This window comes from Rhodopseudomonas sp. BAL398 (genome assembly GCF_033001325.1).
Classification (GTDB): Bacteria; Pseudomonadota; Alphaproteobacteria; order Rhizobiales; family Xanthobacteraceae; genus JARJEH01.
Window position 1 is genome coordinate 5,273,688 of sequence record NZ_CP133111.1, and the last position, 25,872, is coordinate 5,299,559.

24 protein-coding genes are annotated in these 25,872 nt (G+C 65.8%); 20 read left to right on the forward strand and 4 right to left on the reverse strand.

The features are described 5' to 3' along the window. Positions 1 to 10 precede the first annotated feature (10 nt). The 11 genes from RBJ75_RS24795 to RBJ75_RS24845 all read left to right on the forward strand — a co-directional run bounded on the left by RBJ75_RS24795 (position 11) and on the right by RBJ75_RS24845 (position 13,347). Positions 11 to 3,145, forward strand: a complete 3,135-nt coding sequence (locus RBJ75_RS24795) for an efflux RND transporter permease subunit (RefSeq protein ID WP_044407061.1) — start codon at positions 11 to 13, stop codon at positions 3,143 to 3,145. An 18-nt stretch (positions 3,146 to 3,163) separates the two neighbouring features. Further along, entirely contained in the window at positions 3,164 to 3,781 is a 618-nt protein-coding gene (locus RBJ75_RS24800; protein ID WP_044407064.1) for a TetR/AcrR family transcriptional regulator, read from the forward strand. A 15-nt stretch (positions 3,782 to 3,796) separates the two neighbouring features. Then, on the forward strand, positions 3,797 to 4,414 hold the full coding sequence (locus RBJ75_RS24805) for a flavin reductase family protein (RefSeq protein WP_044407067.1): 618 nt from the start codon (positions 3,797 to 3,799) through the stop codon (positions 4,412 to 4,414). Between the two features lie 142 nt (positions 4,415 to 4,556). Further along, on the forward strand, positions 4,557 to 5,357 hold the full coding sequence (locus RBJ75_RS24810) for a DeoR/GlpR family DNA-binding transcription regulator (protein WP_044407072.1): 801 nt from the start codon (positions 4,557 to 4,559) through the stop codon (positions 5,355 to 5,357). A gap of 187 nt (positions 5,358 to 5,544) precedes the next feature. Continuing rightward, positions 5,545 to 7,089 carry a glycerol-3-phosphate dehydrogenase gene (glpD, locus tag RBJ75_RS24815; RefSeq protein ID WP_044407075.1) on the forward strand — a complete coding sequence of 515 codons (1,545 nt, stop codon included), beginning with the start codon at positions 5,545 to 5,547 and terminating at the stop codon, positions 7,087 to 7,089. Further along, the gene (locus RBJ75_RS24820) at positions 7,086 to 8,165 is read left to right on the forward strand and encodes an ABC transporter ATP-binding protein (RefSeq protein WP_044407078.1); all 1,080 of its coding nucleotides are present in this window, start codon (positions 7,086 to 7,088) and stop codon (positions 8,163 to 8,165) included. The genes glpD and RBJ75_RS24820 overlap by 4 nt, the downstream gene beginning before the upstream one ends. Positions 8,166 to 8,177: 12 nt before the next feature. Continuing rightward, positions 8,178 to 9,281 (forward strand): ABC transporter ATP-binding protein, encoded by a 1,104-nt coding sequence (locus RBJ75_RS24825; RefSeq protein WP_044407081.1) that lies wholly within the window; start codon positions 8,178 to 8,180, stop codon positions 9,279 to 9,281. Beyond that, the gene (locus RBJ75_RS24830) at positions 9,281 to 10,183 is read left to right on the forward strand and encodes a carbohydrate ABC transporter permease (RefSeq protein ID WP_044407084.1); all 903 of its coding nucleotides are present in this window, start codon (positions 9,281 to 9,283) and stop codon (positions 10,181 to 10,183) included. The genes RBJ75_RS24825 and RBJ75_RS24830 overlap by 1 nt, the downstream gene beginning before the upstream one ends. Further along, a complete protein-coding gene (locus tag RBJ75_RS24835) occupies positions 10,183 to 10,989 on the forward strand; it encodes a carbohydrate ABC transporter permease (RefSeq protein WP_044407087.1) in 807 nt (268 codons plus the stop codon). Before RBJ75_RS24830 ends, RBJ75_RS24835 begins: the two co-directional genes overlap by 1 nt. Before the next feature lie 169 nt (positions 10,990 to 11,158). Continuing rightward, positions 11,159 to 11,488, forward strand: coding sequence for a DUF2160 domain-containing protein (locus RBJ75_RS24840; RefSeq protein WP_044407090.1), 330 nt, complete (start codon positions 11,159 to 11,161; stop codon positions 11,486 to 11,488). 65 nt (positions 11,489 to 11,553) lie between these two features. After that, positions 11,554 to 13,347 (forward strand): ABC transporter substrate-binding protein, encoded by a 1,794-nt coding sequence (locus RBJ75_RS24845; RefSeq protein ID WP_044407093.1) that lies wholly within the window; start codon positions 11,554 to 11,556, stop codon positions 13,345 to 13,347. Between the two features lie 332 nt (positions 13,348 to 13,679). Here the strand turns inward: RBJ75_RS24845 and phnF are convergent, their stop codons facing one another. Beyond that, positions 13,680 to 14,408 (reverse strand): phosphonate metabolism transcriptional regulator PhnF, encoded by a 729-nt coding sequence (gene phnF / locus RBJ75_RS24850; RefSeq protein WP_044409217.1) that lies wholly within the window; start codon positions 14,406 to 14,408, stop codon positions 13,680 to 13,682. Between the two features lie 112 nt (positions 14,409 to 14,520). Here phnF and phnG point away from each other — a divergent pair, with 112 nt between their 5' ends. From phnG to phnN, 8 genes are read left to right on the forward strand one after another with little or no spacing between them, the layout of a single operon-like run. After that, the gene (gene phnG / locus RBJ75_RS24855; protein WP_080900973.1) at positions 14,521 to 14,976 is read left to right on the forward strand and encodes a phosphonate C-P lyase system protein PhnG; all 456 of its coding nucleotides are present in this window, start codon (positions 14,521 to 14,523) and stop codon (positions 14,974 to 14,976) included. A 2-nt stretch (positions 14,977 to 14,978) separates the two neighbouring features. Continuing rightward, positions 14,979 to 15,587, forward strand: a complete 609-nt coding sequence (phnH, locus tag RBJ75_RS24860; protein WP_044409208.1) for a phosphonate C-P lyase system protein PhnH — start codon at positions 14,979 to 14,981, stop codon at positions 15,585 to 15,587. A gap of 3 nt (positions 15,588 to 15,590) precedes the next feature. Then, positions 15,591 to 16,691 carry a carbon-phosphorus lyase complex subunit PhnI gene (locus RBJ75_RS24865; protein ID WP_044409211.1) on the forward strand — a complete coding sequence of 367 codons (1,101 nt, stop codon included), beginning with the start codon at positions 15,591 to 15,593 and terminating at the stop codon, positions 16,689 to 16,691. Further along, the gene (locus RBJ75_RS24870) at positions 16,688 to 17,572 is read left to right on the forward strand and encodes an alpha-D-ribose 1-methylphosphonate 5-phosphate C-P-lyase PhnJ (protein WP_044409214.1); all 885 of its coding nucleotides are present in this window, start codon (positions 16,688 to 16,690) and stop codon (positions 17,570 to 17,572) included. The genes RBJ75_RS24865 and RBJ75_RS24870 overlap by 4 nt, the downstream gene beginning before the upstream one ends. Beyond that, entirely contained in the window at positions 17,565 to 18,380 is an 816-nt protein-coding gene (gene phnK, locus RBJ75_RS24875) for a phosphonate C-P lyase system protein PhnK (protein ID WP_234707373.1), read from the forward strand. The genes RBJ75_RS24870 and phnK overlap by 8 nt, the downstream gene beginning before the upstream one ends. Positions 18,381 to 18,388: 8 nt before the next feature. Further along, positions 18,389 to 19,087 carry a phosphonate C-P lyase system protein PhnL gene (phnL, locus tag RBJ75_RS24880; protein ID WP_044409223.1) on the forward strand — a complete coding sequence of 233 codons (699 nt, stop codon included), beginning with the start codon at positions 18,389 to 18,391 and terminating at the stop codon, positions 19,085 to 19,087. 14 nt (positions 19,088 to 19,101) lie between these two features. After that, on the forward strand, positions 19,102 to 20,259 hold the full coding sequence (locus tag RBJ75_RS24885; protein WP_044409226.1) for an alpha-D-ribose 1-methylphosphonate 5-triphosphate diphosphatase: 1,158 nt from the start codon (positions 19,102 to 19,104) through the stop codon (positions 20,257 to 20,259). Positions 20,260 to 20,273: 14 nt separating this feature from the next. Next, positions 20,274 to 20,843, forward strand: coding sequence for a phosphonate metabolism protein/1,5-bisphosphokinase (PRPP-forming) PhnN (gene phnN, locus RBJ75_RS24890; protein WP_044409229.1), 570 nt, complete (start codon positions 20,274 to 20,276; stop codon positions 20,841 to 20,843). 267 nt (positions 20,844 to 21,110) lie between these two features. Here phnN and RBJ75_RS24895 read toward each other — a convergent pair whose 3' ends face one another. Then, the gene (locus RBJ75_RS24895) at positions 21,111 to 21,968 is read right to left on the reverse strand and encodes a VOC family protein (RefSeq protein WP_044417849.1); all 858 of its coding nucleotides are present in this window, start codon (positions 21,966 to 21,968) and stop codon (positions 21,111 to 21,113) included. Positions 21,969 to 22,073: 105 nt separating this feature from the next. Between RBJ75_RS24895 and RBJ75_RS24900 the strand changes: the two genes are divergently transcribed. Continuing rightward, positions 22,074 to 23,378, forward strand: coding sequence for an NAD(P)/FAD-dependent oxidoreductase (locus RBJ75_RS24900; protein WP_044417851.1), 1,305 nt, complete (start codon positions 22,074 to 22,076; stop codon positions 23,376 to 23,378). Between the two features lie 16 nt (positions 23,379 to 23,394). Here RBJ75_RS24900 and RBJ75_RS24905 read toward each other — a convergent pair whose 3' ends face one another. Together RBJ75_RS24905 and RBJ75_RS24910 are read right to left on the reverse strand one after the other, a co-directional pair. Next, positions 23,395 to 25,044, reverse strand: a complete 1,650-nt coding sequence (locus RBJ75_RS24905; protein ID WP_044417852.1) for an ABC transporter ATP-binding protein — start codon at positions 25,042 to 25,044, stop codon at positions 23,395 to 23,397. Then, a complete protein-coding gene (locus tag RBJ75_RS24910; protein WP_044417860.1) occupies positions 25,041 to 25,871 on the reverse strand; it encodes an ABC transporter permease in 831 nt (276 codons plus the stop codon). Before RBJ75_RS24910 ends, RBJ75_RS24905 begins: the two co-directional genes overlap by 4 nt. Position 25,872 lies beyond the last annotated feature (1 nt).

Below are 25,872 nucleotides of genomic sequence, written 5' to 3' on the forward strand. Positions count from 1 at the left end.
GGACGTACCCGTGGGCCGATTCAATCTCTCCGCCTGGGCGGTCAGCCATCCCGCGCTGATCCTGTTCATGATCGTGGCGCTCGGCCTCGGCGGCTTCATCTCCTATGAGCGGCTCGGCCGCGCCGAGGATCCGTCCTTCACCATCAAGGTGGTGATCGTATCGGCGATCTGGCCGGGGGCGACGGCTGCGGAAATGCAGGCGCAGGTCGCCGATCCGATCGAGAAGAAGCTGCAGGAGCTGCCATATTTCGACAAGGTCCAGACCTTCTCGAAGCCGGGCTTCACCGCGATGAACGTGTCGTTCCGCGACAACACCCCGCCCAAGGACGTGCCCCAACTGTTCTATCAGGTGCGCAAGAAGATCGACGATATTCGCGGCGAGCTGCCATCGAGCCTGATCGGCCCGAGCGTCAACGACGAATATGGCGACGTCGATTCGGTGCTCTACATGATGACCGGCGACGGGGCCGACTACGCGCAGCTGAAGAAGATCGCCGAAGGCATGCGCCAGCATCTGCTGAAAGTGCCCGGCGTCACCAAGGTCAATCTGTACGGCACCCAGGACGAGCGGATCTATGTGGAGTTCTCGCACGCCAAGCTGGCGACGCTCGGGGTCACGCCGCAGGCGCTGTTCGATTCGCTGGCCAAGCAGAATGCCATCACGCCGGCCGGCACCGTCGAGACATCGGCGCAGCGCGTGCCGCTGCGCGTCACCGGCGCGCTCGACGGCGCCAAGGCGGTGGCCGAGACCCCGGTCGAAAGCAACGGCCGGGTGTTCCGGCTCGGCGATATCGCCACCGTGACGCGGGGCTTCGTCGATCCGTCGGACTACAAGGTGCGGCAAAGGGGCAAGCCGGCGCTGGGGATCGGCGTGGTGATGGCCAAGGGCGCCAACATCATCGAGCTCGGTAAGGACGTGGCGAAAGCCACCGCCGAATTCATGGGCCAGGTGCCGCAAGGCATCAATATCGAGCAGATCGCCGATCAGCCCGCGGTGGTCGATCACGCCGTCAGCGAATTCGTGCACTCCTTCATCGAAGCGCTGGCGATCGTGTTGTTCGTCAGCTTCCTAGCATTGGGCTGGCGCACCGGAATCGTGGTGGCGCTGTCGGTGCCGTTGGTGCTGGCGATCGTTTTCATCGTGATGAACGCGATGTCGCTCGATCTGCACCGCGTCACGCTCGGCGCGCTGATCATCGCGCTCGGCCTGTTGGTCGACGACGCCATCATAGCGGTCGAGATGATGGTGGTGAAGATGGAGCAGGGCTGGGACCGCGCCAAGGCGGCGTCCTTCGCCTGGGACTCCACCGCCTTTCCGATGCTGACCGGCACGCTGGTCACCGCCGCGGGCTTTCTGCCGATCGGCTTTGCCAATTCCTCGGTCGGCGAATATGCCGGCGGCATTTTCTGGGTGGTGGCGATCGCGCTGGTGGCGTCCTGGTTCGTCGCGGTGATCTTCACGCCCTATATCGGCATCAAGCTGTTGCCGGATTTCTCCAAGCGCCCGCATCACGATCCCGAAGCGGTCTACGAAACACGCTTCTACCGGCTGTTTCGCCGCGTCGTGCAAGCGTGCATCCGCTGGCGCGCGAGCGTGGTGATGGCGACGGTCGGCGCCTTCGCGCTGGCGATCTTGGGCTTCGGCCTGGTCCAGCAGCAATTCTTTCCGACCTCGGAGCGGCCGGAATTGTTCCTGCAGCTGCGGCTGCCGCAAGGCACCGCCTTCGACGTCACCATGCAAAGCGTCAAGCGCGCCGAGCAGCTGCTCGCGAACGATCCCGACATCGCCACCTATACGGCCTATGTGGGCAAGGGGCCGCCGCGATTCTGGATGGGGCTCAGCCCGGAATTGCCCAATGAATCCTATGCCGAGCTGGTGATCGTCACCAACAGTGTCGAAGCCCGCGGGCGGGTCAAGGCGCGGCTGCAGGCCGCCGCCGCGGCCGGCCAATTGTCGGAAGCGCGGGTGCGGGTCGATCAGTTCAATTTCGGCCCGCCGGTCGGCTTTCCGGTGCAGTTCCGGGTGATCGGCCCGGATACCAAGAAGGTGCGCGAGATCGCCTACCAGGTCCGCGACGTGGTCCGCGGCAATCCCGACGTGATCGATCCGCAGCTCGATTGGAATGAGCAGTCGCCCTATCTCAAGCTGGTGGTCGATCAGGATCGCGCCCGCGCGCTCGGCCTGACGCCGCAGGACGTCTCGCAGGCGCTGGCAATGCTGATCTCCGGCGCCAATGTCACCACGGTGCGTGACGGCACCGAGAAGGTCGGCGTGGTCGCGCGCGCGGTCGCCTCGGAGCGGCTCGATCTGGGTCACGTCGCCGATCTCACGGTGACCTCGCGAGGTGGCGTTGCGGTGCCGCTGTCGCAGATCGCCAGGATCGAATATTCCCATGAGGAGCCGATCCTGTGGCGGCGCAATCGCGACATGGCGATCACGGTGCGCGGCGACGTCGTTCCCGGCAAGCAGGCGCCCGACGTCACCAATGCGATCTGGCCGAAATTGCAGGGCATCCGCGATAGTCTGCAACCGGCCTACCGGATCGAAATGGGCGGCGCGATCGAGGAATCCGCCAAGGGCAATTCCTCGATCTTCATCCTGTTTCCGCTGATGGTGATCATTATGCTGGCACTGCTGATGATCCAGCTGCAGAATTTTTCGCGGCTGGTGCTGGTGTTTCTCACCGCGCCGCTCGGCGTCATCGGCGCGGTGCTGGGCCTGTTGGTCGCCAACCAGCCGTTCGGCTTCGTGGCGCTGCTCGGATTGATCGCGCTGGCCGGCATGATCATGCGCAACGCCGTGATTCTGGTCGATCAGATCGAGAGCGACGTCAGCCATGGCCTGACCCGGCGCGCCGCGATCGTCGAGGCCACGATCCGGCGCGCGCGCCCGGTGGTGCTGACCGCGCTGGCCGCGATCCTGGCGATGATTCCGCTGACCCGCTCGGCGTTCTGGGGACCGATGGCGGTCACCATCATGGGCGGGTTGTTCGTGGCCACTTTCCTGACCCTGTTCTATCTGCCGGGCCTCTACGCGCTCTGGTTCCGCAACGCGCTCGATGAGCGCGGCGAGGGCGACGATCTGACGACGCAGCATCCGGGCGAGGGTAAGCAGGTCTTTCCGCTTGCCCACGCCGCAGAATAATTGAACATTGGCGGGAGAATGACGCTGACTTCCGAACACATCGAAGCCGACATGCGCGACCGGATACTGGTCGTGGCCGAACGCCTGTTCCGTGACATCGGCTATCAGAAGACCACGGTTGGCGATATCGCCAAATTGCTGCGGATGAGCCCCGCCAATGTCTATCGCTTCTTCGATTCGAAGAAGGCGATTCACCAGGGCGTGGCGCGGCGGCTGATGGGCGAGGTCGAGGAGGCGGCGCAACGCATCGCGGCCGGCGGCGGCCCGGCGACCCAGCGGCTGCGCGATTTGCTGGCCACAGTGCATCGCATGAACGCCGAGCGCTATGTCGGAGACGCCAAGCTGCACGAGATGGTCGCGCTGGCGATGGAGGAAAGCTGGGACGTCTGCCAAGCCCACATCCAATTCATCATCGGCACCATCGCGGCGGTGATCGCCGAGGGTGCGGCCAGCGGCGAGTTTCACGCGGATGACGTGCCACTGGCGGCTTTGTGCACCTGTAGCGCGATGAACGCGTTCTTCCATCCGCAAATGATCGCCCAGGACATTGACAAGCCCGGACCGACGCTCGATCAGATGATCGATTTCGTGCTGGCCAGCCTGTCGCCCGGCAGGCCCGCAACCCCTCGCAGCTAACTCAAGGAACCTCGCGTGACAGATTTGCACTCCTACGAACCGATGAACGGCCATGGCCTCAAGCACGACCCGTTCAACGCGATCGTCGGGCCGCGGCCGATCGGCTGGATCTCGTCATGTGACGCCAAGGGTCACGTCAATCTGGCGCCCTACAGCTTCTTCAATGCGCTGTGCTACAAGCCGCCGCTGATCGGCTTCTCCAGCACAACCTGGAAGGACACCGTGGCGAACATCAAGGAGACCGGCGAATTCGTCTGGAATCTGGTCACGATGGATCTCGCCCAGCAGATGAACAAGACCTCGGCCAGCGTGCCCCACGAGGTCGACGAATTCACGATTTCCGGCCTGACCAAGCTGCCGAGCCAGAAGGTGAAGCCGCCGCGGGTGATGGAAAGCCCGGTCTCGTTCGAATGCCGGCTGACGCAGATCGTCCAGTTGCAGGGCGCCGACGGCACACCGGCCGACGCCTGGTTCACCATGGGCGAGGTCGTCGCCGTGCATATCGACAAGCGGCTGATCAAGGACGGCGTGTACCAGACCGCTCAGGCGCACCCGATCCTGCGCGCCGGCCGCATGGGCGACTATGTCGAGGTCCGGCCCGACGCCATGTTCGAGATGGTGCGCCCGGCCTGAGGCGCCCCGATGCAGTGCGCCTCCCCGCGCCGTAGCGGCGAGGCGGGTTGCGGCGATGCGCGATCGTTCGCGATCGTCACGACCGCGTTGACGGGCTCGCCGAATATCAACACCATGGCGATCCATTCGCCAAGGTGAGATCGTGACCGCGCTGACCCATCGCCAGTCGGAAATTCTGAATATTGCCCGTGAATTCGGTCGGGTGATGGTCGACGAGCTGGCGCGGCGGTTCGACGTCTCGGCGCAGACCATCCGCAAGGATCTCAACGACCTGTGCGACCAGCGCTCGCTGACGCGGATTCATGGCGGCGCGATCATCGCCTCGGGGGTCGAGAATCTGGCCTATGAGGCGCGCCGCTTCGTTGCCGCCGAGGAAAAGAAGGCGATCGGGATCGCCGCCGCGGCGCAGATTCCGAATGGCTGTTCGCTGTTCATCAATATCGGCACCACCACCGAGGAAGTCGCCAGCGCGCTGACCTCGCACCAGGATCTGCTGGTGATCACCAACAATCTCAATGTCGCGATGCTGCTGTACCGGCACCCGCGAATCGAGGTGATCGTCGCCGGCGGAACGGTGCGCCGCGCCGACGGCGCGGTGATCGGCTCCACGGCGATCGGGCTGATCGGCCAGTTCAAGGTCGATTACGCCATCATCGGCGCGTCGGCGATCGACGAGGAAGGGGCGCTGCTGGATTTCGACTATCGCGAAGTCCAGGTCTCGCAGGCGATCATCGCCAATGCCCGCAGCGTGATGCTGGTCGCCGACCAGACCAAGCTGCGGCGCAATGCGCCGGTGCGCATCGCCCATCTCAGCCAGATCCAGACCTTCGTCACGGACCAGCCGTTGCCGCGCCCGCTGCAGGCGATCTGCGACGCGCACGGGATTCGGGTGTTTGAAGCCGGCCCCCAGCTCGGATCCGATCTCGACGAAAGCGCCGCATAGCGCGCCAGGCAGTCCCGCCGTCGCAATGCATCGGTCCCGCCTACGCCGCGGGAATCGGGCTCACGCCCCGTTTGATGCCCATTTGCTTTCGCTTTCAATTGTGCTTTATTCGGTTCACGAAGAAAAGCGACAGAAGCGAAAGTTGCGGTGCAGCAAAGCGCTGCTGCGGTGCCGCTGAGGAGCGTCCGTGGAGCAGGTTTTCGACCTCGCCATCATCGGCGGCGGCATCAATGGCTGCGGCATTGCGCGTGACGCGGCCGGGCGCGGCAATTCGGTATTCCTGTGCGAGATGAACGATCTGGCCAGCGGCACCTCGTCGTGGTCGACCAAGCTGATTCATGGCGGGCTGCGCTATCTCGAATATTTCGAATTCCGGCTGGTGCGCGAGGCGCTGATCGAGCGCGAGCGGCTATGGGCGATCGCGCCGCACATCATCCGGCCGCTGCGCTTTGTGTTGCCGCATCATGCCGGGTTGCGGCCGGCCTGGCGGTTGCGGCTCGGCCTGTTGCTCTACGACCATATCGGCGGCCGCAAACTGTTGCCGCCGACCCGCGCGGTCGATCTGGCGCATGAGGATGTCGGCAAGCCGCTGAGCCCCGGCCGCTTCAGCCGCGGCTTCGAATATTCCGACTGCTTCGTGGACGACGCCCGCCTCGTCGTGCTGACGGCGCGCGATGCCGCCGCGCGCGGCGCCGAGATCCGCACCCGAACCCGCGCGGTCGAGATCAGACAGGTCGACGGCATCTGGCACGTCACCTTGGCCGATACGGCAAGCGGCGAGCGCCGCACCATCCAGGCCCGCGCGCTGGTCAACGCCGCCGGCCCCTGGGTCGAGACCGTGCTGTCGCGAGGCGCCGGGGTCGATGCCAAGGCAAAGGTGCGGCTGGTGCAGGGCTCGCATATCGTGGTGCCGCGGCTATACGATCACGACCGCGCCTATATGTTCCAGAACGCCGATGGCCGCATCGTCTTCGTGATTCCCTATCAGGATGATTTCACGCTGATCGGCACCACCGATCGCGATTATGAGGGCGATCCGTCGCAGGTGACGGCGTCCGCCGAGGAGATCAGCTACCTTTGCGAATCGGTCAGCGCCTATCTGGCCAGGCCGGTCACCCCCGCCGACGTGGTCTGGACCTTTTCGGGCGTCCGCCCGCTCTATGATGACGGCGCCAGCGAGGCCAAAGCCGCCACCCGCGAATATGTGTTCGAACTCGACACCCCCGGCGGCGCGCCATTGTTGTCGATCTTTGGCGGCAAGATTACCACCTATCGACGGCTCGCCGAGGAAGCGCTGGAAAAGCTGTCGCCCTATCTGCACGGCACCAAGGCCGGCGAAGGCTGGACCGCGCAGGCGCCGCTGCCCGGCGGGGATTTTCCGGTCTCGGGCGTCCCGGCGCTGATCACCGATTTGCTGCGTCGCTACCCGTTCCTCACGCCGGCCCATGCCGGCAGGTTGGCGCATGCCTATGGCACGCTGGCGCAAACCATGCTCGGCGACGCGACCCAGATGGCCGATCTCGGCCGCGACTTCGGCGCCACATTGACGGAAAGCGAAGTGCGCTATCTGATGGCGCAGGAATGGGCGTGCAGCGCGGACGATATCGTCTGGCGCCGTTCCAAGCTCGGGTTGCGGTTAACGGCCGACGAGATTGCCGCGATCGACGACTGGATCGCAGCAAACCGCGACCCGCCTGAACAGTCCCTGCTGCACGCGGGAGGACGGGCATGACGATCACGCTCGACCACGTCAGTCGCGATATCGACGGCGTTGCGGCGATCCGCGACGTGTCGCTGTCGCTCGAGCGCGGTTCGCTGAGCGTGCTGCTGGGGCCGACACTGTCCGGCAAGACCTCGATCATGCGGCTGCTGGCCGGGCTCGACCGGCCGAGCCGTGGCCGCGTCCTGGTCGATGGTCAGGACGTCACCGGCCTCGATGTGCGCAAGCGCTCGGTGGCGATGGTGTATCAGCAATTCATCAATTACCCCTCGCTCACCGTCTATGAGAACATCGCCTCGCCGCTGCGGGTGCAGCGCAAGTCGCGCGACGAGATCGAGCGGCGGGTGCAGGAGGCGGCGACATTGTTGCGCCTCGAGCCCTATCTGCAGCGCACGCCGCTGCAGCTGTCCGGCGGCCAGCAGCAGCGCACCGCGATCGCCCGCGCGCTGGTGAAGGACGCCGACCTGGTGCTGCTCGACGAGCCGCTGGCCAATCTCGACTACAAGCTGCGCGAGGAATTGCGCACCGAGCTGCCGCGGATCTTCGAGGCCTCCGGCGCGGTCTTCGTCTACGCCACCACCGAGCCCTCGGAGGCGTTGTTGCTCGGCGGCCGCACCATCTGCATGTGGGAAGGCCAGGTGCTGCAAAGCGGCGCCACCTCCAGCGTCTATCGCCAGCCCGAATCCTTACGGGTGGCGCAAGTGTTCTCCGATCCGCCGCTCAACCTGATCGGCGTCGAGAAGAAGCATGGTTCGGTGCAATATGCCGGCGGCATTCTGGCGCCGGCGACCGGGCTGTTTGCCGGGCTCGGCGACGGCGCCTACCGGGTCGGATTTCGCGCCCATCAGATCGAAGTCGCCAACGGCATCGCCGATCGCCACGCCTTTTCGGCGACCGTGGCGGTCACGGAAATAACGGGATCGGAAAGCTTCGTGCATCTGAAGCGCGACGACGCCTATTGGGTGGCGGTGCTGCAGGGCGTGCACGACTATCAGCCGGGAGAAACCCTGGACGCGGTGCTCGATCCCAACAACCTGTTCGTGTTCGACGCGGCCGACCGGTTGGTCGCCGCGCCGACGGCGACGTGAGGGAGATGCGGGATGGCGCGCATTGACCTCGTCGATCTCGCCCATTCCTATCTGGTCGGCAATGATCTGCCGCCGGAAGCCTACGCGCTGAAGCCGGTGTCGATGACCTGGCGGCAGGGCGGCGCCTACGCGCTGCTCGGCCCCTCCGGCTGCGGCAAGACCACGCTGCTGAACCTGATCTCCGGCATCGTCACGCCGTCGCGCGGCAAGATCCTGTTCGACGGCCAGGACATCACGCATTTGTCGACGCGCGAGCGCAATATCGCCCAGGTGTTCCAGTTTCCGGTGATCTACGACACCATGACGGTCGGAGAAAACCTGGCGTTTCCGCTGAAGAATCGCGGCGTGCCGCGGTCTGAGATCGACGCCCGGGTCGCCGAGATCGCCGAGCTGCTCGACCTCACTGCGGATCTGAAGCGCAAGGCGACCCGGCTGACGGCGGACGCCAAGCAGAAGATCTCGCTCGGCCGCGGGTTGGTGCGCGCCGACGTCGCCGCGATCCTGTTCGACGAACCGCTGACGGTGATCGACCCGCATCTGAAATGGGAGCTGCGCTCCAAACTCAAGGCGCTGCACCGCGCCCTCGACCTCACCATGATCTACGTCACCCACGACCAGACCGAGGCCCTGACCTTCGCCGACACGGTGGTGGTGATGCATGACGGCCGCGTGGTGCAGAGCGGCACGCCGGAGGAATTGTTCGACAGGCCGGCGCACACTTTTGTCGGCTATTTCATCGGCTCGCCCGGCATGAACATCGTGCCGGCGCAAGTGCGCGGCCGCGAGGCAATGATCGCCGGCCACGCGATTCCGCTGGCGCGCGGCTATGACAATCTGCCGCGCGCCGCCACCATCGAAATCGGCATCCGGCCGGAATTCGTGCATATCGCCCCGATGGCGCCCGGACTGCTCGCCGCCACGATCGATCGGATCGACGACCTCGGTCGCGTCCGCTTCGCGCAGTTGCGGATCGGGGACGTGAAATTCGCCGCCCGCGTGCCCGAGGGGTTTGCGATCCCCGAAAAGGACGTCGGGCTGGTGTTCGAGACCGCGCGGATTCACGTCTATGCCGACAGCCGGCTGGTCGAGGGGCAATCGCTGGAGCAAGTCGCCTGATGGACAAGACCGTCAATCAGAAAGCCTGGTTCCTGGTGCTGCCGGTGTTCGCCATCGTGGCGTTCTCGGCGATCCTGCCGCTGATGACGGTGGTGAACTATTCGGTGCAGGACACTTTCGGCAACAACCAGTTCTTCTGGAACGGGGTCGGCTGGTTCAGGGAACTGCTCGATCCCTCGACCGATCTCGGCGGCCGCTTCTTCGCCTCGCTGTGGCGCAATCTGGCGTTCTCGGCCATCATCCTGGCGATCGAGGTGCCGCTCGGCATCCTGGTGGCGCTGGCGATGCCGCGCCACGGCTGGCAGGTCGCGGCCTGCCTCGTCACCATGGCGCTGCCGCTGCTGATCCCATGGAACGTGGTCGGCACCATCTGGCAGATCTTCGGCCGGCCCGATATCGGGCTGATGGGCTATGCGCTGAACGGCCTCGGCTTCGACTACAATTACGTCTCCAACGAATTCGACGCCTGGGCCACCATCGTGGTGATGGACGTCTGGCACTGGACCAGCCTGGTGGCGCTATTGTGCTATGCCGGGCTGAAATCGATTCCGGAGGCCTATTATCAGGCCGCCCAGATCGACGGCGCCTCGCGCTGGGCGGTGTTCACCGCGATCCAATTGCCGAAGCTCAAGCGGGTGCTGCTGATCGCCGTGCTGCTGCGTTTCATGGACAGCTTCATGATCTACACCGAACCCTTCGTCGTCACCGGCGGCGGGCCGGGCAATTCCACCACCTTCGTGTCGATCGAGCTGGTCAAGATCGCGCTCGGCCAGTTCGATCTCGGCAAGGCGGCGGCGCTGTCGATCGTCTACAATCTGATCATCATCATCGTCTGCTGGGTGTTCTACACCGCGATGACCAATGCGGGCGCCGACCGCGCCAACAATCCGGGGGGCGCGTGATGCATTCGATCCCGGGCCGCCGCGTGATTCTCTCGCTGTATCTGGTCTTCCTGATGCTGCCGATCTACTGGCTGGTCAATATGAGCTTCAAGACCAATGGCGAGATCGTCTCGACGATGACGCTGTGGCCGCACCAGCCGACGCTGGAGAATTACCGGACCATCTTCACCGACCAGAGCTGGTATTCGGGCTACATCAATTCGCTGGAATATGTCGTGATCAACACCGTGCTGTCGATCTCCTTCGCGCTGCCGGCGGCCTATGCGTTTTCGCGTTACCGCTTCCTTGGCGACAAGCATCTGTTCTTTTGGCTGCTGTCGAACCGGATGGCGCCGGCGGCGGTCTACGCGCTGCCGTTCTTCAACCTGTATTCGGCGCTGAACCTGTTCGATACGCCGTGGGCGGTGGCGCTGGCGCATTGCCTGTTCAACGTGCCGCTGGCGGTGTGGATTCTCGAAGGCTTCGTCTCCGGCGTGCCGCGCGAGATCGACGAGACCGCGTTTCTCGACGGCTATTCGTTTCCGAAATTCTTCGTCAAGATCCTGATGCCGTTGATCGCCTCGGGCATCGGCGTGGCGGCGTTCTTCTGCTTCATGTTTTCCTGGGTCGAATTGTTGCTGGCGCGGACGCTGACCTCGGTCAATGCCAAGCCGATCGCCGCGGTGATGACCCGCACGGTGTCGGCGGCCGGGATGGATTGGGGCCTGCTGGCCGCGGCCGGCGTGCTCACCATCATTCCGGGCGCGCTGGTGATCTGGTTCGTTCGCAACTACATCGCCCGCGGCTTCGCGCTGGGGCGGGTGTGAGGTGGATCATGGGCGAGATTGAACCCCGGCAGTGTGGCCGTCATTGCGAGGAGCGAAGCGACGAAGCAATCCAGGGCTCCGTGCGCGGCGCCCGGGATTGCTTCGCACGCCGCCCGGCGCTGCGCGCCAGCCGGCGGCTCGCAATGACGAAGGCGGGAGGCATCACGTCATGATGGACATCGCCTGGATGGCTTGGACGGTGCCGACCATCATCTTCTTCTGCCTGCTGGGCGCCACGCTGGCGGTGATGACCGCGCTGGCGATCCGTTATCCGGAAGCCGAGCGCGTCGGCATTCTGCGGATCCCCACCACCCGGGGCGACCGGCTGTTTCTGTCGCTGATCTGCGCCGCGGTGATTCATCTGGCGTGGATCGGCCTGGTCGGCACCGACACCATCCTGACGCTGCCGATCGGCGAGGAGGGACGCGAGATTTCGAGCCTGTGGCTCGCCAGCGCGATTTCGCTGGTTTCGGCCGTTGCGATCTTTCGCACCGTCTGAGCCGGCGAGAACATGGATCCGGGATCAACTCGGACCAAATTTGTCGCTTCAACGGAGGAACACACATGCGACACGTGACGAGACCCGACCGGCAGCCACCCCGCCGCTTTGCGCCGATGGTCAGCGCAGCCGCGCTGATTGCAGCGTCGCTGATAGTGTCGGCCCCCGCCTACGCGGACGAGGCCGCCGCCAAGAAATGGATCGATAGCGAATTCCAGCCGTCGACCCTGTCCAAGGACGATCAGATGAAGGAGATGCAGTGGTTCATCAAGGCCGCGGCTCCCTACAAGGGCATGGAGATCAACGTCGTCTCCGAGACCCTGACCACGCACGAATATGAATCGAAGACCCTCGCCAAGGCCTTCGAGGAGATCACCGGCATCAAGCTCAAGCACGACCTCATCCAGGAAGGCGATGTCGTCGAAAAGATCCAGACCCAGATGCAGTCCGGCAAGAACGTTTATGACGGCTGGATCAACGATTCGGATTTCATCGGCACCCATTTCCGCTATGGCCAGGCGGTCGATCTCACCGACTGGATGGCCAAGGAAGCCAAGGACGTCACCGATCCGATGCTCGACGTCAACGACTTCATCGGCAAGTCGTTCACCACGGCCCCGGACGGCCATCTCTATCAATTGCCGGACCAGCAATTTGCCAATCTGTACTGGTTCCGCTACGACTGGTTCTCCAATCCGGACTACAAGGCCAAGTTCAAGGCCAAATACGGCTACGATCTCGGCGTCCCGGTGAACTGGTCGGCCTATGAGGACATCGCCGATTTCTTCACCAACGACATCAAGGAAATCGACGGCGTCAAGGTCTATGGCCATATGGACTATGGCAAGAAGGACCCGTCGCTGGGCTGGCGCTTCACCGATGCCTGGCTGTCGATGGCCGGCAATGGCGACAAGGGCCTGCCGAACGGGTTGCCGGTCGACGAATGGGGCATCCGGATGGAAGGCTGCCGTCCGGTCGGCTCCTCGATCGAACGCGGCGGCGACGTCAACGGTCCGGCGGCGGTGTATTCGATCGTCAAATATCTCGACTGGATGAAGAAATATGCCCCGCCCCAGGCCCAGGGCATGACCTTCTCGGAATCCGGCCCGGTGCCGGCGCAGGGCAACATCGCCCAGCAGATTTTCTGGTACACCGCCTTCACCGCCGACATGGTCAAGCCCGGCCTGCCGGTGATGAATGACGACGGCACGCCGAAATGGCGGATGGCGCCGTCGCCGCATGGCGCCTACTGGAAAGAGGGCATGAAGCTCGGCTACCAGGACGTCGGCTCGGCGACCCTGCTGAAATCCACCCCGGTCGATCGACGCAAGGCAGCGTGGCTCTATCTGCAATTCATCGTCTCCAAGACGGTGAGCCTGAAGAAGAGCCATGTCGGCCTCACCTTCATCCGTGAGTCCGATATCTGGGACAAGTCGTTCACCGAGCGCGCGCCCAAGCTCGGCGGCCTGATCGAGTTCTATCGTTCGCCGGCGCGGGTGCAGTGGACCCCGACCGGCAACAACGTGCCGGACTATCCGAAGCTGGCGCAGCTGTGGTGGCAGAACATCGGCGACGCGGCGTCGGGGGCCAAGACTCCCCAACAGGCGATGGATTCCCTCGCCGCGGCGCAGGACTCGGTGATGGAGCGGTTGGAGCGCTCCAAAGTGCAGGGCGCATGCGGGCCGAAGATGAACCCGAAGAAGTCGGCCGAGTACTGGTTCGCCAAATCCGAAAAGGACGCCAACATCGCGCCGCAGCGCAAGCTCGCCAATGAGAAGCCCAAGGGCGAGACGGTGGACTACGACACGCTGATCAAGTCGTGGCCGGCCTCGCCGCCGAAGCGCGCGTCGCTGAACTGAACGACGTCGCCGTCACCACATGCAAAGGCCGGGAGCGATCCCGGCCTTTGTCGTTGCTGCGCTCGGCGTTCTCGCGAGGCGCAAAGCGCTGAAGCCATCCGGGTCCCGTCGCTAGAGCAGTTCTGGTTTTGATGGAATCGGGACTGCGCTTCGATGCGCTCACAACAGGCACGGCCTCATGGTGAGGAGGCGCGAAGCGCCGTCTCGAACCATGCGCCGCAGACATCCGGCTCCTCATCCTTCGAGACGCCCGGCTTTGCCGGGCTCCTCAGGATGAGGACTCAGTCCCCTTGGGAACGACCAAATCCGCTTCTATCAATCGATGAAGCGCTCTAATCCGTCTCGACATCGAAGGCGACGCGTTCGGCGGCGAAGCGGGCGTGGATCGCCAATAGCGGCGTGCCGTCAGCGTCGACATCGGTGGCGTCGACGATCAGCACCGGCCGGCCCAATGCCAGATCGAGCCTTGCCGCGTCGCCGGCGTCGGCGATCGCCGCGGTGATCCGCGTCGCGGCGCGGCGATAGTCGCGGATGCCGTAATGCGCCAATACCTTGGTGATCGAGCCGCTGCGTTGATAGATCTTGCCGGCGTCGGGAAAGCGCTCCGCCGACAGCCAGGTGGTGCCGACGCAGATCGGCGTCCGGTCGGCGAGCCGCAGCCCGTCGATCCGCGCCAGCGGCGCGCCGGGCTTCAAGTCAAGCTGCCGCGCCAATTCGCGCGTCGCCGGCTCGACGCTGGCCTGGAGCAATTGCCCGCGCGGCTCGCGGCCGCCGGCGCCGACGATTTCGGAAAACCGCGTGCGCGAGCGCAGCGGATAGGCCAGCCGCGAGGCCTCGACATAAGTGCCGCTGCCGCGCTCGGCGCGCACCAGCCCGCGTTCGGCCAGCGCCGCCAGCGCGCGGCGCACGGTGTGGCGGTTGACCCGATGCGCTTCGGCGATCTCGTTCTCGCCGGGCAGCCGCTCGCCGGCCGGATAAGAGCCGTCGGAAATGCCGCGCTCGATCGAATCCGCGACCCGGCGCCATAGCGCCACCCCGGAATCCTGGTTCGGTGTCGTCATCGGCTCCATCGCGCGGGCGGAGAAAATTTGTCGCGTCGTCACGAAAAGGTCATAGCGCGCGCGTATCAAGTTGTCTAGTGTTACAGACAACTTGAACCGGGCAGTGACGATCATGACCGCGACCGAAATCCAGCAACGCAGGCGACGCGCCGCGATGGCGGTGCTGGCGCGCTGCGACGCCGCGGCAATCGCCGAGCGGCTGGCGCCGCTCGCGACGCCGCCTTGCGCCGATCTGCGGCAGCCGGAAAACGGCCTGGTGATGCTGCGCGGCCGGATCGGCGGCGACGGCGCCGCGTTCAATCTCGGCGAGGCCACGGTGTCGCGCGCCGCGGTGCGGCTCGATAGCGGCGAGGTCGGCTTCGGCTATGCGCTCGGCCGCGACCGCGACAAGGCGCGGGCGATCGCGCTGTGTGACGCGATGCTGCAAAGCGCCGACCACGCCGATCTGGTCGAGGCCGAAGTGCTGGCGCCGCTGCGTCAGCGCCTTGAGGCGCAAGACAATGTTGTGGCCGAACAGACCGCGGCCACCAGGGTCGATTTCTATACGCTGCTGCGCGGGGAGGGCTGACGATGACCACACTTGCCGAATTGTCAGTCGGATTCGCCGACAAGGTGCTGTCGGCGCAATCGACCTTCCGCGCGGTGATGGAGGCGATGGCGCGGCCCGGCGAAATTCACCAGATCAAGGCCGCGGTGGACGGCGCGCCGCCGCCGCTGATGCCGGCCAGTGCGGCGATCGCGCTGACGCTGTTCGACCACGACACCCCGATCTGGCTCGACGCCGCGATGGCCGATCGTCGCGACCTCGCCAAATGGCTGAAATTCCATTGCAGCGCCCCGGTGGTCGCGGACCCCTCGATCGCCAGCTTCGCGCTGATCGCCGATCCGGCCGCGATGCCGTCGCTCGACGGCTTCGCGCTCGGCTCCGCCGAATATCCCGATCGTTCGACCACGCTGATCGTGCAGATCCATAGCCTGCGCGACGGGCCGGCGATCGAACTTAGCGGCCCCGGCATTCGTGGCTGCACCTCGCTGAAAGCCACCATCGCGCCGGAATTGCTGGCGCAGCTGGCCGGCAACCGCGCGCTGTTTCCGCGCGGCGTCGATCTGGTGCTGGTTGCCGGCGATTGCGTCTTGGCGCTGCCGCGCACCACGCGGCTTGCCGCAACGGGAGGTTAGCGCATGTATGTCGCGGTCAAGGGTGGCGAGCGCGCCATCGATAATGCCCACCGCCTGCTGGCGCATGAACGCCGCGGCGATCGCGATGTGCCGGAGATTTCGCTGGCGCAGATTTCCGAGCAGCTCAGCCTCGGCGTCGACCGGGTGATGGTCGAAGGCTCGCTCTACGATCGCGAATTGGCGGCGCTGGCGATCAAGCAGGCGCGCGGCGATCTGATCGAGGCGATCTTTCTGCTGCGCGCCTTCCGCGCCACGCTGCCGCGGTTCGGCAATAGCGAGCCGATGGACACCCGCACGATGCAGATCCGGCGCCGCATCTCGGCGACCTTCAAGGATATTCCGGGCGGTCAGATTCTGGGCCCGACCTTCGACTACACCCATCGCCTGCTCGATCCAGAGCTGGCGGGCACGTCGAATCCCGAAGCCCCGGCCGCTGCGGACGCGCCGTCAGGGCCGATGCCGCGCGTCACCGACATTCTCGGCCGCGACGGGCTGATCGAGGCCTCGCCATCGGCCGATGCCGAGGCGCCGGTCGGCGATCTCACCCGCGAGCCGCTGAGCTTTCCGGCCGATCGCGATCTGCGGCTGCAGAATCTGGCGCGCGGCGATGAAGGCTTTCTGCTGTCGCTGGCCTATTCGTCGCAGCGCGGCTATGGCCGCAACCATCCCTTCGCCGGCGAGATCAGGCTGGGCGAGGTCGAGGTCGAGTTCTTTGCCGAGGATGCTGGCTTCGTGGTGCCGCTCGGCATCGTGACGCTGACCGAATGCCAGATGGTCAATCAGTTCAAGGGCTCCGCCACCGAGGCGCCGTGCTTCACCCGCGGCTATGGGCTGGCTTTCGGCCATAGCGAGCGCAAGGCGATGGCGATGGCGATGGTCGACCGCGCGCTGCGCGCCCGCGAACTCGGCGAGGAGGTGGCGGCGCCGGCGCAGGACGAGGAATTCGTGATGTCGCATTCCGACAATGTGCAGGCCACCGGCTTTGTCGAACATCTCAAGCTGCCGCACTACGTCGATTTCCAGTCCGAACTCGGGCTGCTGCGCAAGCTGCGCCGGGAGTTTGGCGCTACGGATAAGCCCGGGTTGCAAGAGGCCGCCGAATGACCAAGCCCAGCTATAATTTCGCCTATCTGGACGAGCAGACCAAGCGGATGATCCGCCGCGCGATCCTCAAGGCGATCGCGATCCCGGGCTATCAGGTGCCGTTCGCCAGCCGCGAAATGCCGATGCCCTATGGCTGGGGCACCGGCGGCGTGCAAGTCACCGCCGCGATCCTCGGCCGCGACGACGTGCTCAAGGTGATCGATCAGGGCTCCGACGACACCACCAACGCAATCTCGATCCGCAAATTCTTCGCCAAGACCGCGGGCGTCACCACCACCACGGTGACGCAGGACGCCAGTGTGATCCAGACCCGGCACCGCGTGCCGGAAACCAGGCTGCATGCCGGCCAGGTGCTGGTCTATCAGGTGCCGATCCCGGAGCCGCTGCGCTTTCTCGAGCCACGCGAGACCGAAACCCGCCGCATGCATGCGCTCGGCGAATACGGCCTGATGCATGTGAAGCTCTATGAGGACATCGCCCGCTTCGGCACCATCGCCACCGCCTATGCCTATCCGGTCAAGGTCAATGACCGCTATGTGATGGACCCGTCGCCGACGCCGAAATTCGACAATCCGAAGATGGATGATTGCGAGGCGCTGCAATTGTTCGGCGCCGGCCGCGAGAAGCGGATCTACGCGATCCCGCCCTATACCTCGGTGGTGTCGCTGGATTTCGAGGACCATCCGTTCACGCGCTATCGTCAGGACGCGCCCTGCGCGCTGTGCGGCGCCGAGGATTCCTACCTCGATGAAATCGTCACCGACGATCAGGGCGGCCGGATGTATGTCTGCTCCGACACCGATTATTGCGAGACCCGCCGCGCGGAGGGTCACACCGGCAGCGAGAGCGCGCCGCCGCATGCGGAGCATCTCCATGGCTGAGTCGAAGATGGTCGATACTAAGGCCGCGCAGGACAACGACCGGGCGCTGCTGGTGGCCGAGGGCCTGAGCAAATCCTACGGCCGGGTCGTCGCCTGCCGCGACGTGTCCTTCGTGCTGTATCCCGGCGAAGTGCTGGCGATCGTCGGCGAATCCGGCTCCGGCAAATCGACGCTGCTGCAATTGCTGTCGGCGCAGCTGTCGCCCAGCGCCGGCAACGTCTCGTACCGGATGCGCGACGGCGTGTTGCGCGATCTCGCTGCGCTGGGCGAGGCCGAGCGGCGGTTTCTGTTTCGCACCGATTGGGGCTTCGTGCATCAGGACCCGGCGATGGGGCTGCGGATGGCGGTGTCGGCCGGCGCCAATGTCGGCGAGCGGCTGATGGCGGTCGGCTGGAATCACTATGGCAGGATTCGCCAGACGGCGTCGTCATGGCTGGAGCGGGTCGAGATCGGCCTCGACCGCATCGACGACGCGCCGACGACCTATTCGGGCGGGATGCGGCAGCGGCTGCAGATCGCGCGCAATCTGGTCACCGAACCGCGCCTGGTCTTCATGGATGAGCCGACCGGCGGGCTCGACGTCTCGGTGCAGGCGCGGCTGCTCGATCTGATGCGCGGGCTGGTCGGTGAATTGGGCCTCGCCGCCGTGGTCGTCACCCATGATCTGGCGGTGGCGCGGCTGCTGTCGCATCGCGTGATGGTGATGAAGGGCGGTCAGGTGATTGAGACCGGGCTGACCGATCAGGTGCTCGACGATCCGCGCGAGCCCTATACGCAACTTCTCGTCTCCTCGATCCTGCCAGCATGAGCAAGCCGATGTCCGCCATGATCGAAATCGCCAATGCCGAGAAAACTTTCACCATGCACCTGCAGGGCGGCATCCGCCTGCCGGTGGTGCGCGGCGTGTCATTCGCGGTCGAGCCCGGCGAATGCGTGGTGCTGGCGGGGCCGTCGGGCGCCGGCAAATCCTCGATCCTGAAGATGATCTTCGGCAATTATCGCTGCGATAGCGGCCGCATCGATATCCGGCATCGCGGCGCGCGGATTGATCTCGCCATTGCCGAGCCGCGCCAAATTCTCGAGGTGCGCCGCGCCACCATCGGCTATGTCAGCCAGTTTTTGCGCGCGGTGCCTCGGGTGTCGACGCTCGACGTGGTGGCGGAGCCGTTATTGGTGACCGGCGTGCCCCGCGCCGAGGCCCGCGCCCGCGCCGGCGCGCTGCTTGGCCGGCTCAATATCGCCGAACGGCTATGGACGCTGCCGCCGGCGACGTTTTCCGGCGGCGAGCAGCAGCGCGTCAATATCGCGCGCGGCTTCATCTCGGACCTGCCGATCCTGCTGCTCGACGAGCCGACGGCGTCGCTCGACGCCGCCAATCGCGAGGTGGTGGTCGGTCTGGTGGCCGACAAGAAGCGCGCCGGCGTGGCGATGGTGGCCATCGTCCATGACGACGAGATTCGCGCCCGGATCGCCGATCGCCTGGTTGACGTCGCGGCCTTCGCCGCCGCGGCATGAAGAAAGACAGTGCCATGACCGCGACGCCATCTGACATCCTGCTCGGCAATGCCCGCATCGTGCTGGCCGACCGCGTCATCGACCGTGGCTGGGTCGGCATGGCCGACGGCGAGATCGCCGAATTCGGCGAGGGCGACGCGCCCGGAGCCAGTGAAAATCTCGGCGGCGACCTGTTGATGCCGGGGCTGATCGAATTGCACACCGATCATCTCGAGGCGCATTACGTGCCGCGGCCGAAAGTGCAATGGGACGCGGTGGCGGCGGTGGTGTCCTATGACGGGCAATTGGCGGTCAGCGGCATCACCACGGTTCTGGATTCGCTGCGGGTCTGGCGCGAGGAGGGCTCCGACGACGTCGACGGCCAGGCCGGAATCCTCGCCGACGCCATCGCGGCGGCGCGCGACGCCAATCTGCTGCGCGCCGATCATTTCCTGCATCTGCGCTGCGAAATCCCGATGCCCAATGTGGTCGACGAGGCGATGGAGCTGGTCGACCGGCCCGAGGTGCGGCTGATGTCGCTGATGGATCACGCGCCCGGCCAGCGCCAGTTCCGCGACGAAGGCAAGCTGCGCGATTATTATCGCGGCAAGGGCGGCGGCAAGACCGACGCCGAGCTCGACGTGATGTTCGCCCGGCGGCTGTTCTGCAAACAGACCTATGCGGACGCCAATCTGCGGGCGATCGTGGCGTTGGCGCAGAGCCATGCGATCCCGCTGGCGAGCCATGACGACACCACCGATGAGAATGTCAGCGACGCGATCCGCGACCGGGTCGCGGTGGCCGAATTCCCCACCACGATCGAGGCGGCGCGTGCCCTGCACGAGGCCGGCATCGGCATTCTGATGGGCGCGCCGAATGTGGTGCGCGGCGGCTCGCATTCCGGCAACATCGCCGCGATCGATCTCGCCCGCGAGGGCCTGCTGGATATCCTGTCGTCCGACTACATTCCCTCGAGTCTGTTGATGGGCGCGCTGCAATTGCCCGGCCGGGTCGCCGCGATCGATCTCGCCGCGGCGGTGCGCACGGTGACCAAGGCGCCGGCCGAAGCCGTCGGCCTGCATGATCGCGGCGAGATCGCGCTCGGCAAGCGCGCCGATCTGATCCGCGTCCATGTCGCCCATGACGTGCCGGCGGTGCGCAGCGTCTGGCGCCAGGGGCATCGGGTCGCGTGACCGGCAACGGCGCCATATCACGGCGAAGTCCGGGCGCGGTCGGCGGGTTAGGGCCGGGACGGCTGATCCTGATCGTCGGTCCCTCCGGCGCCGGCAAGGACACCCTGATCGCGCTGGCGCAACAGGCATGCGCCGGCGATCCGCGCATACAATTCGTCCGCCGGGTGGTGACGCGCGAGGCCTCCGCCTTCGAGAACAACGAGACGGTGACGCCGCAGGCATTCCGCCAGGCGGTGGCGCAGGGCGCCTTCGCTCTGCATTGGGAAGCCCATGGCCATTGTTATGGCCTGTCGAAAGCCATCGACGGCGCGATCCGGGCCGGCCAGGTGGTGGTCGCCAATGTGTCGCGCATGGTGATCGCCGCGGCGCGCGCAGCCTATGCGGATGTGGTGGTGGTGTCGGTGACCGCGCCGCCGGAGATTCTGGCGCAGCGGCTGGCCGCGCGGGCCCGCGCCAGCGACGGCCGCCTCGACGCGCGGCTCAACCGCGACGTCAACGGCGCCGCGCCCGATGTCACCATTGTCAATGTCGGCCCGGCCGAAGCCAACGCGGAGACGTTGCTGCGCGTGATCCGCGGTGCGTAAGAGCGGCGCATGAGAGCGGTGCGGTAGAGCCGCGCTTGATAGCGGCGCTCGAGCCGGTGCATAGCCTCGTCATTCCGGGGCGCGAGGCCGCAGGCCGAGCGAACCCGGAATCTCGCGGCAAGGCAGTGCGCGTCAGCGAGATTCCGGGTTCGCTCGCAGCAAGCTGCTCGCGCCCCGGAATGACCGCCTTCTTGGTTTCGGGCGGATCATCGCGCCTGAAACAGGCCGGCGTGCCGGCCTCGGCTCGCAATGCCAAGCCCGCCCGACTCAGTCCGCCACGAAAGCCAGCAGCGCGCCGTTGCCTGCGGCCGGTGGCACCGCGATGCCGCCCTCGATCTTGACGCCGGCAGCGCCGACCGCCTGCGCGGCCGCGGCCGGATCGGCCACCGTGAGCACCAGTCCGACGCCGCCGCGCTCCGGCAATCCCTCGAGCGGCACGCCGGGATATTGCTTGCCAAGCAGCTCGCGGGTGACGAAGGCGAATTCGGCGCGATCCGATCCCGACGGAACGACGACGGTGCCATCGGGATCGGTGTGAAGCTCGCCGTCCATCAGCCGCACCAGATGGCGGGCATCGCTTTCCGGCTTCGGCGACAGCACGATGACGCGCTTCAATCCGGTCACACTGTTGGCGTGCTGCTTCAATTCGGGAATCCAGACCGCGTCACGGGTGCGATGCTGGCAGGCGAAGATCCGCAATCCCGCCGGCGCTTCCTTGATCGGCCATTGGAAGATGCTGAATTTCGCCTCGCTCTTGCCGCCGCCGGGCAAGTCCACCGGACGCCCGAAATCGATTGGTCCGATCGCGTCGAAGCCGAGTTCGCGGATCTCCGCGGCGCCCAATGCGGCGTCCTTGGTGGTGAAGGCGACCCGTTCGATGCCTTCGCCACGGTCGGCGAGAAAGGCGCGCGTCGGCGCATTGTGCTCGGTCTCCGTGAGGATGCCGAGCAGTTCGATGTAGTCGTCACCGAACATGATGGTGTAGTTGCCGGATCCCAGCTTTTCGCTGTGGGTTCCGCGCGGCGACACTGTGAAGCCAAGCTGTTTCCAGTTCGCCGCAGCCTGGTCCAGATCCTTGACCACGATGACGGCGTGATCGATACCGATGATGTTTTCCAGCGCCACGCTTCCACGATCCTTCAAGTTTCGACATAGTGACCTAAGCAGAACGACCTTGTGCTCGCAAGTCGGCTGCGAGGCTACAGTTTTTCACGGACGGGGATTTCCGGCATGAGCATCGCAAACATTGGCTGGCCGGATTCGCTGTGGGCAGCGGTGACGCCGCCCGGGCCGGAACTGGCGCCGCTGCGGGGCGCCGCGGAGGCCGATGTGGTGGTGATCGGCGCGGGTTTCACCGGCCTGTCCACGGCGCTGCATTTGCGCGAGGCCGGTGTCGACGTCGCCATTGTGGAAGCCGCCGAGCCGGGCTGGGGCGCATCGGGGCGCAACAACGGTCAGGTGATACCGACGCTGTCGCGGCCCGATCCGGAAGACATCGTCGCCAGATATGGCGAGGCGGGCGAGCGCTTCGTCGCGCTGCTGCGCGACAGCGCCTCGATCCTGTTCGATCTGGCGCGCCGCCACAATATCGAGGCCGAGGCCGAGCAGACCGGCTGGGTGCAGCCGGTGCATTCGCCCGGACGAATCAAGATTGCCGAACGCCGGGTCCGGCAATGGTCGAAATTCGGCGCGCCGGTCGAGCTGCTGTCGCGCGACGAAACCAGCGCCATGATGGGGTCGGACGCCTGGTATGGCGGCTTCTGGAACCGGACCGGCGGCCACATCAACCCGCTGGCGCTGGCGCGCGGATTGGCGCGCGTGGTGCTGGAGCGCGGCGGCCGGATCTACGCGCATTCGCCGGTGACCGGCTTTACCCGCGCCGACGGCCGCTGGATCGTCAAGACCCCCGACGGCGAGATCAGCGCGCGGTCGCTGATCCTGGCCACCAATGCCTATACGGGGGAGTTTTCCAAGACGCTGGCGCCCGACATGGCGGCCGAGATGATGCCGGTGCGGTCGTGGCAGATGGCGACGCAGCCTTTGTCCGACAATGTCCGGCGCAGCATCATTCCGGGTCGGCAGGCGATGTCCGACACCCATGGCGAATTGTATTTCGGCCGCTTCGACGCCCGCAACCGCTTCGTCACCGGCGGCGCCATCATCCGTCCGGTCGGGCAGGTGGCAGCGCTGAAAAGCCGGGTGTCGGCCCGGCTGCAGCGGCTGTGGCCGCAGATCGGCGAGGTCCGGTTCGATTATGTCTGGAACGGCTATGTCGGCATGACCACCGATTTCATGCCGCGGATCCACAAGCTTGGCCCCGATGCCTTCGGCTGGACCGGCTGCAACGGCCGCGCGGTGGCGCTGTCGGTTGCGATCGGCGACGAATTGTCCAAGGCGGTGCGCGGTCAGCCGGCCAGCGAGCTGGCATTGCCGTTCAGCGAGCCGACGCCGATTCCCGGCCATGACTGGCTGCGCCCGTTCACGCCCCTGATGCTGACGCTGTATCGCTGGCGCGATTCCCGCGAGATCGGCTGAGCGCCGACGCGGCGGGTCACGCCACCGGCTGCGGCACGTTGTGCTCGCGGGCGAAATCGCCGCCGGGGATCGAGGCCAATAGCGCCTTGGTGTAATCATGCTGCGGATTGCCGAACACTTCGCCAGCGAGGCCATGCTCGACCACCTCGCCATTGCGCATCACCGCGACCAGGTCGCAGATCTGCGCCGCGACGCGCAAATCGTGGGTGATGAAGATGATCGACAGGCCGAGCCGCTCGCGCAAATCGGCGAGCAGCCGCAACACCTGCGCCTGCACCGAGACGTCGAGCGCCGAGACCGCCTCGTCGGCGACCAGCACGTCGGGATGCAGCGCCAGCGCCCGCGCCAGGCCGATACGCTGGCGTTGGCCGCCGGAGAATTCATGCGGAAAGCGGTCGCCGGCCGCCGGGTCGAGCCCGACCAGCGCGAATAATTCGCGGGCCTCGGCCAGCGCCTGCTCGCGCGGCGTGCCGTGGATGATCGGGCCCTGCGCCACCAGCTCCTCGGCCTTGCGGCGCGGATTGAGCGAGCCGAACGGGTCCTGAAACACCATCTGCATGTGCCGGGTCTGGCGGCGCACGGCTTCCTTCGGCATTTTGGCCCAGTCGTCGCCGTCGAGCAGGATCGATCCGCAGTCGGGATCTATCAGCCGGATGATGCAGCGCGCCAGCGTCGATTTGCCGGAGCCGGATTCGCCGACAATGCCCAGCGTGGCGCCCCTCGGCAGATTCAGCGACACCGACTTGACCGCCTCGGTGATCCGGGCGCCGCGGCCGAGAAAGCCGCCGGTGCGGTAGGTCTTCGACACATTGTCGATGGTCAGGATCATCTCGCCGGAGAGCGCGCGCGGCGGCGGCGCGGTCAGCGGCGGCACCGCGGCGATCAGCTCGCGCGTATAGGGATGCTGCGGATTGTGCAGCACCTCCTGGGTGGTGCCGAGCTCGACGATGACGCCGTGCTGCATCACCGCGACGCGGTCGGCGATTTCCGCGACCACGCCGAAATCATGGGTGATGAACAGCACCGCGGTCTTCTTGCGGGTCTGCAATTCGCGGATCAGGGTCAGGATCTGCGCCTGGGTGGTGACGTCGAGCGCGGTGGTCGGCTCGTCGGCGATCAGCAATCGCGGATCGAGCGCCAGCGCCATCGCGATCATCGCGCGCTGGCGCTGACCGCCGGACAATTCGTGCGGATAGGCTTGCGCCGCCGCCTTCGGATCGGGAATCCGGACATCCTCGAGCAGCGCCAGCACGCGGGCGCGGATCTCCTTCTTCGACAGATCGGTGTGGATCGAGAACATCTCGCCGATCTGGTCGCCGATGCTGCGCAGCGGATTGAGCGCGGTCATCGGCTCCTGGAACACCATGGCGATGCCGGCGCCGCGCACCTTGCGCATCTGCGCGGTGCTGGCCGATGCCAGATCGCGGCCCTCGAACATCACCCGTCCGCCGTCGATGGTGACGCCGCCGGGCAACAGCCGCATTACCGCATTGGCCATGATCGACTTGCCGGAGCCGGATTCGCCGACCACGCAGAGGATTTCATTGGCGGCGACGCTCAGCGAGGCGCCCGACACCGCATGGCTGCGGTCGGCGCCGGCGGGCAGCCGCACGCTGAGCTGATCGATGGTGAGGATCGGGGCGTCGGTGGGCGTGGCGTTTGTCATCGCGCTTTCAATCTTGGGTTCAGCGCGTCGTTGAGGCCCTGTCCGACCAGCGACACCGCCAGCACGGTGAACAGGATCGCCAGCCCCGGAATCGCCGAGACGTACCACTCCACCCGCAGCACGTCGCGGCCGAGCCCGATCAGATTGCCCCAGGAGGCGACGTTGGGATCGGACAGATGCAAGAACGCCAGCGCGCTTTCCAGCAGGATCGCCACCGCCATCACCACGCTGGCATAGACGATCACCGGCGGCAGCGCGTTGGGCAGGATCTCGCCGAGGATCAGTTGCAGATCCTTCATGCCCAGCGTGCGCCCGGCCTGGACGAATTCACGATTGCGCAAAGTGAGGAATTCGGCGCGGGTCAGCCGCGCCGGCGCCGGCCACGACACTACGCCGACCGCGACGGTGACGGTGGTCAGGGTCGAGCCGAACACCGCGACCAGCACCAGCAGCAGCACGAAGTTCGGCAGGGTCTGGAACGCCTCGGTGATGCGCATCAGCACATTGTCGATCCAGCCGCCATAATAGCCGGCGAAGGCGCCGATCATGATGCCGATCACGATCGCGATCGCGGTGGCGGCACCGCCGATCAGCAGCGAGATCCGCGCGCCATGGAAGATTTGCGCGGCGATGTCGCGGCCGGAATTGTCGGTGCCGAGCAGAAAGCGCGGATTGGAGAACGGCCAGATCAGCGGCCGGCCGGCCAGCGCCAGCGGATCGCGCGGATAGAAATAGCCGGCGCTGATCGCCATGCCGATCACGACGAGCAGCAGCAACAGGCCGATCACGGCGGCGGGGCTGCGGAAATAACGGCGAATGGCGCTCATC

Excerpts from the sequence above, each read along its gene's own strand:
- phnF (WP_044409217.1), bottom strand. The coding sequence starts at position 14,408 with ATGACGACACCGAACCAGGATTCCGGGGTGGCGCTATGGCGCCGGGTC.
- RBJ75_RS24830 (WP_044407084.1), top strand. The coding sequence starts at position 9,281 with ATGGACAAGACCGTCAATCAGAAAGCCTGGTTCCTGGTGCTGCCGGTG.
- phnH (WP_044409208.1), top strand. The coding sequence starts at position 14,979 with ATGACCACACTTGCCGAATTGTCAGTCGGATTCGCCGACAAGGTGCTG.
- RBJ75_RS24900 (WP_044417851.1), top strand. The coding sequence starts at position 22,074 with ATGAGCATCGCAAACATTGGCTGGCCGGATTCGCTGTGGGCAGCGGTG.
- RBJ75_RS24820 (WP_044407078.1), top strand. The coding sequence starts at position 7,086 with ATGACGATCACGCTCGACCACGTCAGTCGCGATATCGACGGCGTTGCG.
- RBJ75_RS24910 (WP_044417860.1), bottom strand. The coding sequence starts at position 25,871 with ATGAGCGCCATTCGCCGTTATTTCCGCAGCCCCGCCGCCGTGATCGGC.
- RBJ75_RS24870 (WP_044409214.1), top strand. The coding sequence starts at position 16,688 with ATGACCAAGCCCAGCTATAATTTCGCCTATCTGGACGAGCAGACCAAG.
- RBJ75_RS24800 (WP_044407064.1), top strand. The coding sequence starts at position 3,164 with ATGACGCTGACTTCCGAACACATCGAAGCCGACATGCGCGACCGGATA.
- RBJ75_RS24835 (WP_044407087.1), top strand. The coding sequence starts at position 10,183 with ATGCATTCGATCCCGGGCCGCCGCGTGATTCTCTCGCTGTATCTGGTC.
- RBJ75_RS24905 (WP_044417852.1), bottom strand. The coding sequence starts at position 25,044 with ATGACAAACGCCACGCCCACCGACGCCCCGATCCTCACCATCGATCAG.
- RBJ75_RS24825 (WP_044407081.1), top strand. The coding sequence starts at position 8,178 with ATGGCGCGCATTGACCTCGTCGATCTCGCCCATTCCTATCTGGTCGGC.
- RBJ75_RS24840 (WP_044407090.1), top strand. The coding sequence starts at position 11,159 with ATGATGGACATCGCCTGGATGGCTTGGACGGTGCCGACCATCATCTTC.
- phnG (WP_080900973.1), top strand. The coding sequence starts at position 14,521 with ATGACCGCGACCGAAATCCAGCAACGCAGGCGACGCGCCGCGATGGCG.
- phnK (WP_234707373.1), top strand. The coding sequence starts at position 17,565 with ATGGCTGAGTCGAAGATGGTCGATACTAAGGCCGCGCAGGACAACGAC.
- phnL (WP_044409223.1), top strand. The coding sequence starts at position 18,389 with ATGTCCGCCATGATCGAAATCGCCAATGCCGAGAAAACTTTCACCATG.
- RBJ75_RS24885 (WP_044409226.1), top strand. The coding sequence starts at position 19,102 with ATGACCGCGACGCCATCTGACATCCTGCTCGGCAATGCCCGCATCGTG.
- RBJ75_RS24845 (WP_044407093.1), top strand. The coding sequence starts at position 11,554 with ATGCGACACGTGACGAGACCCGACCGGCAGCCACCCCGCCGCTTTGCG.
- RBJ75_RS24865 (WP_044409211.1), top strand. The coding sequence starts at position 15,591 with ATGTATGTCGCGGTCAAGGGTGGCGAGCGCGCCATCGATAATGCCCAC.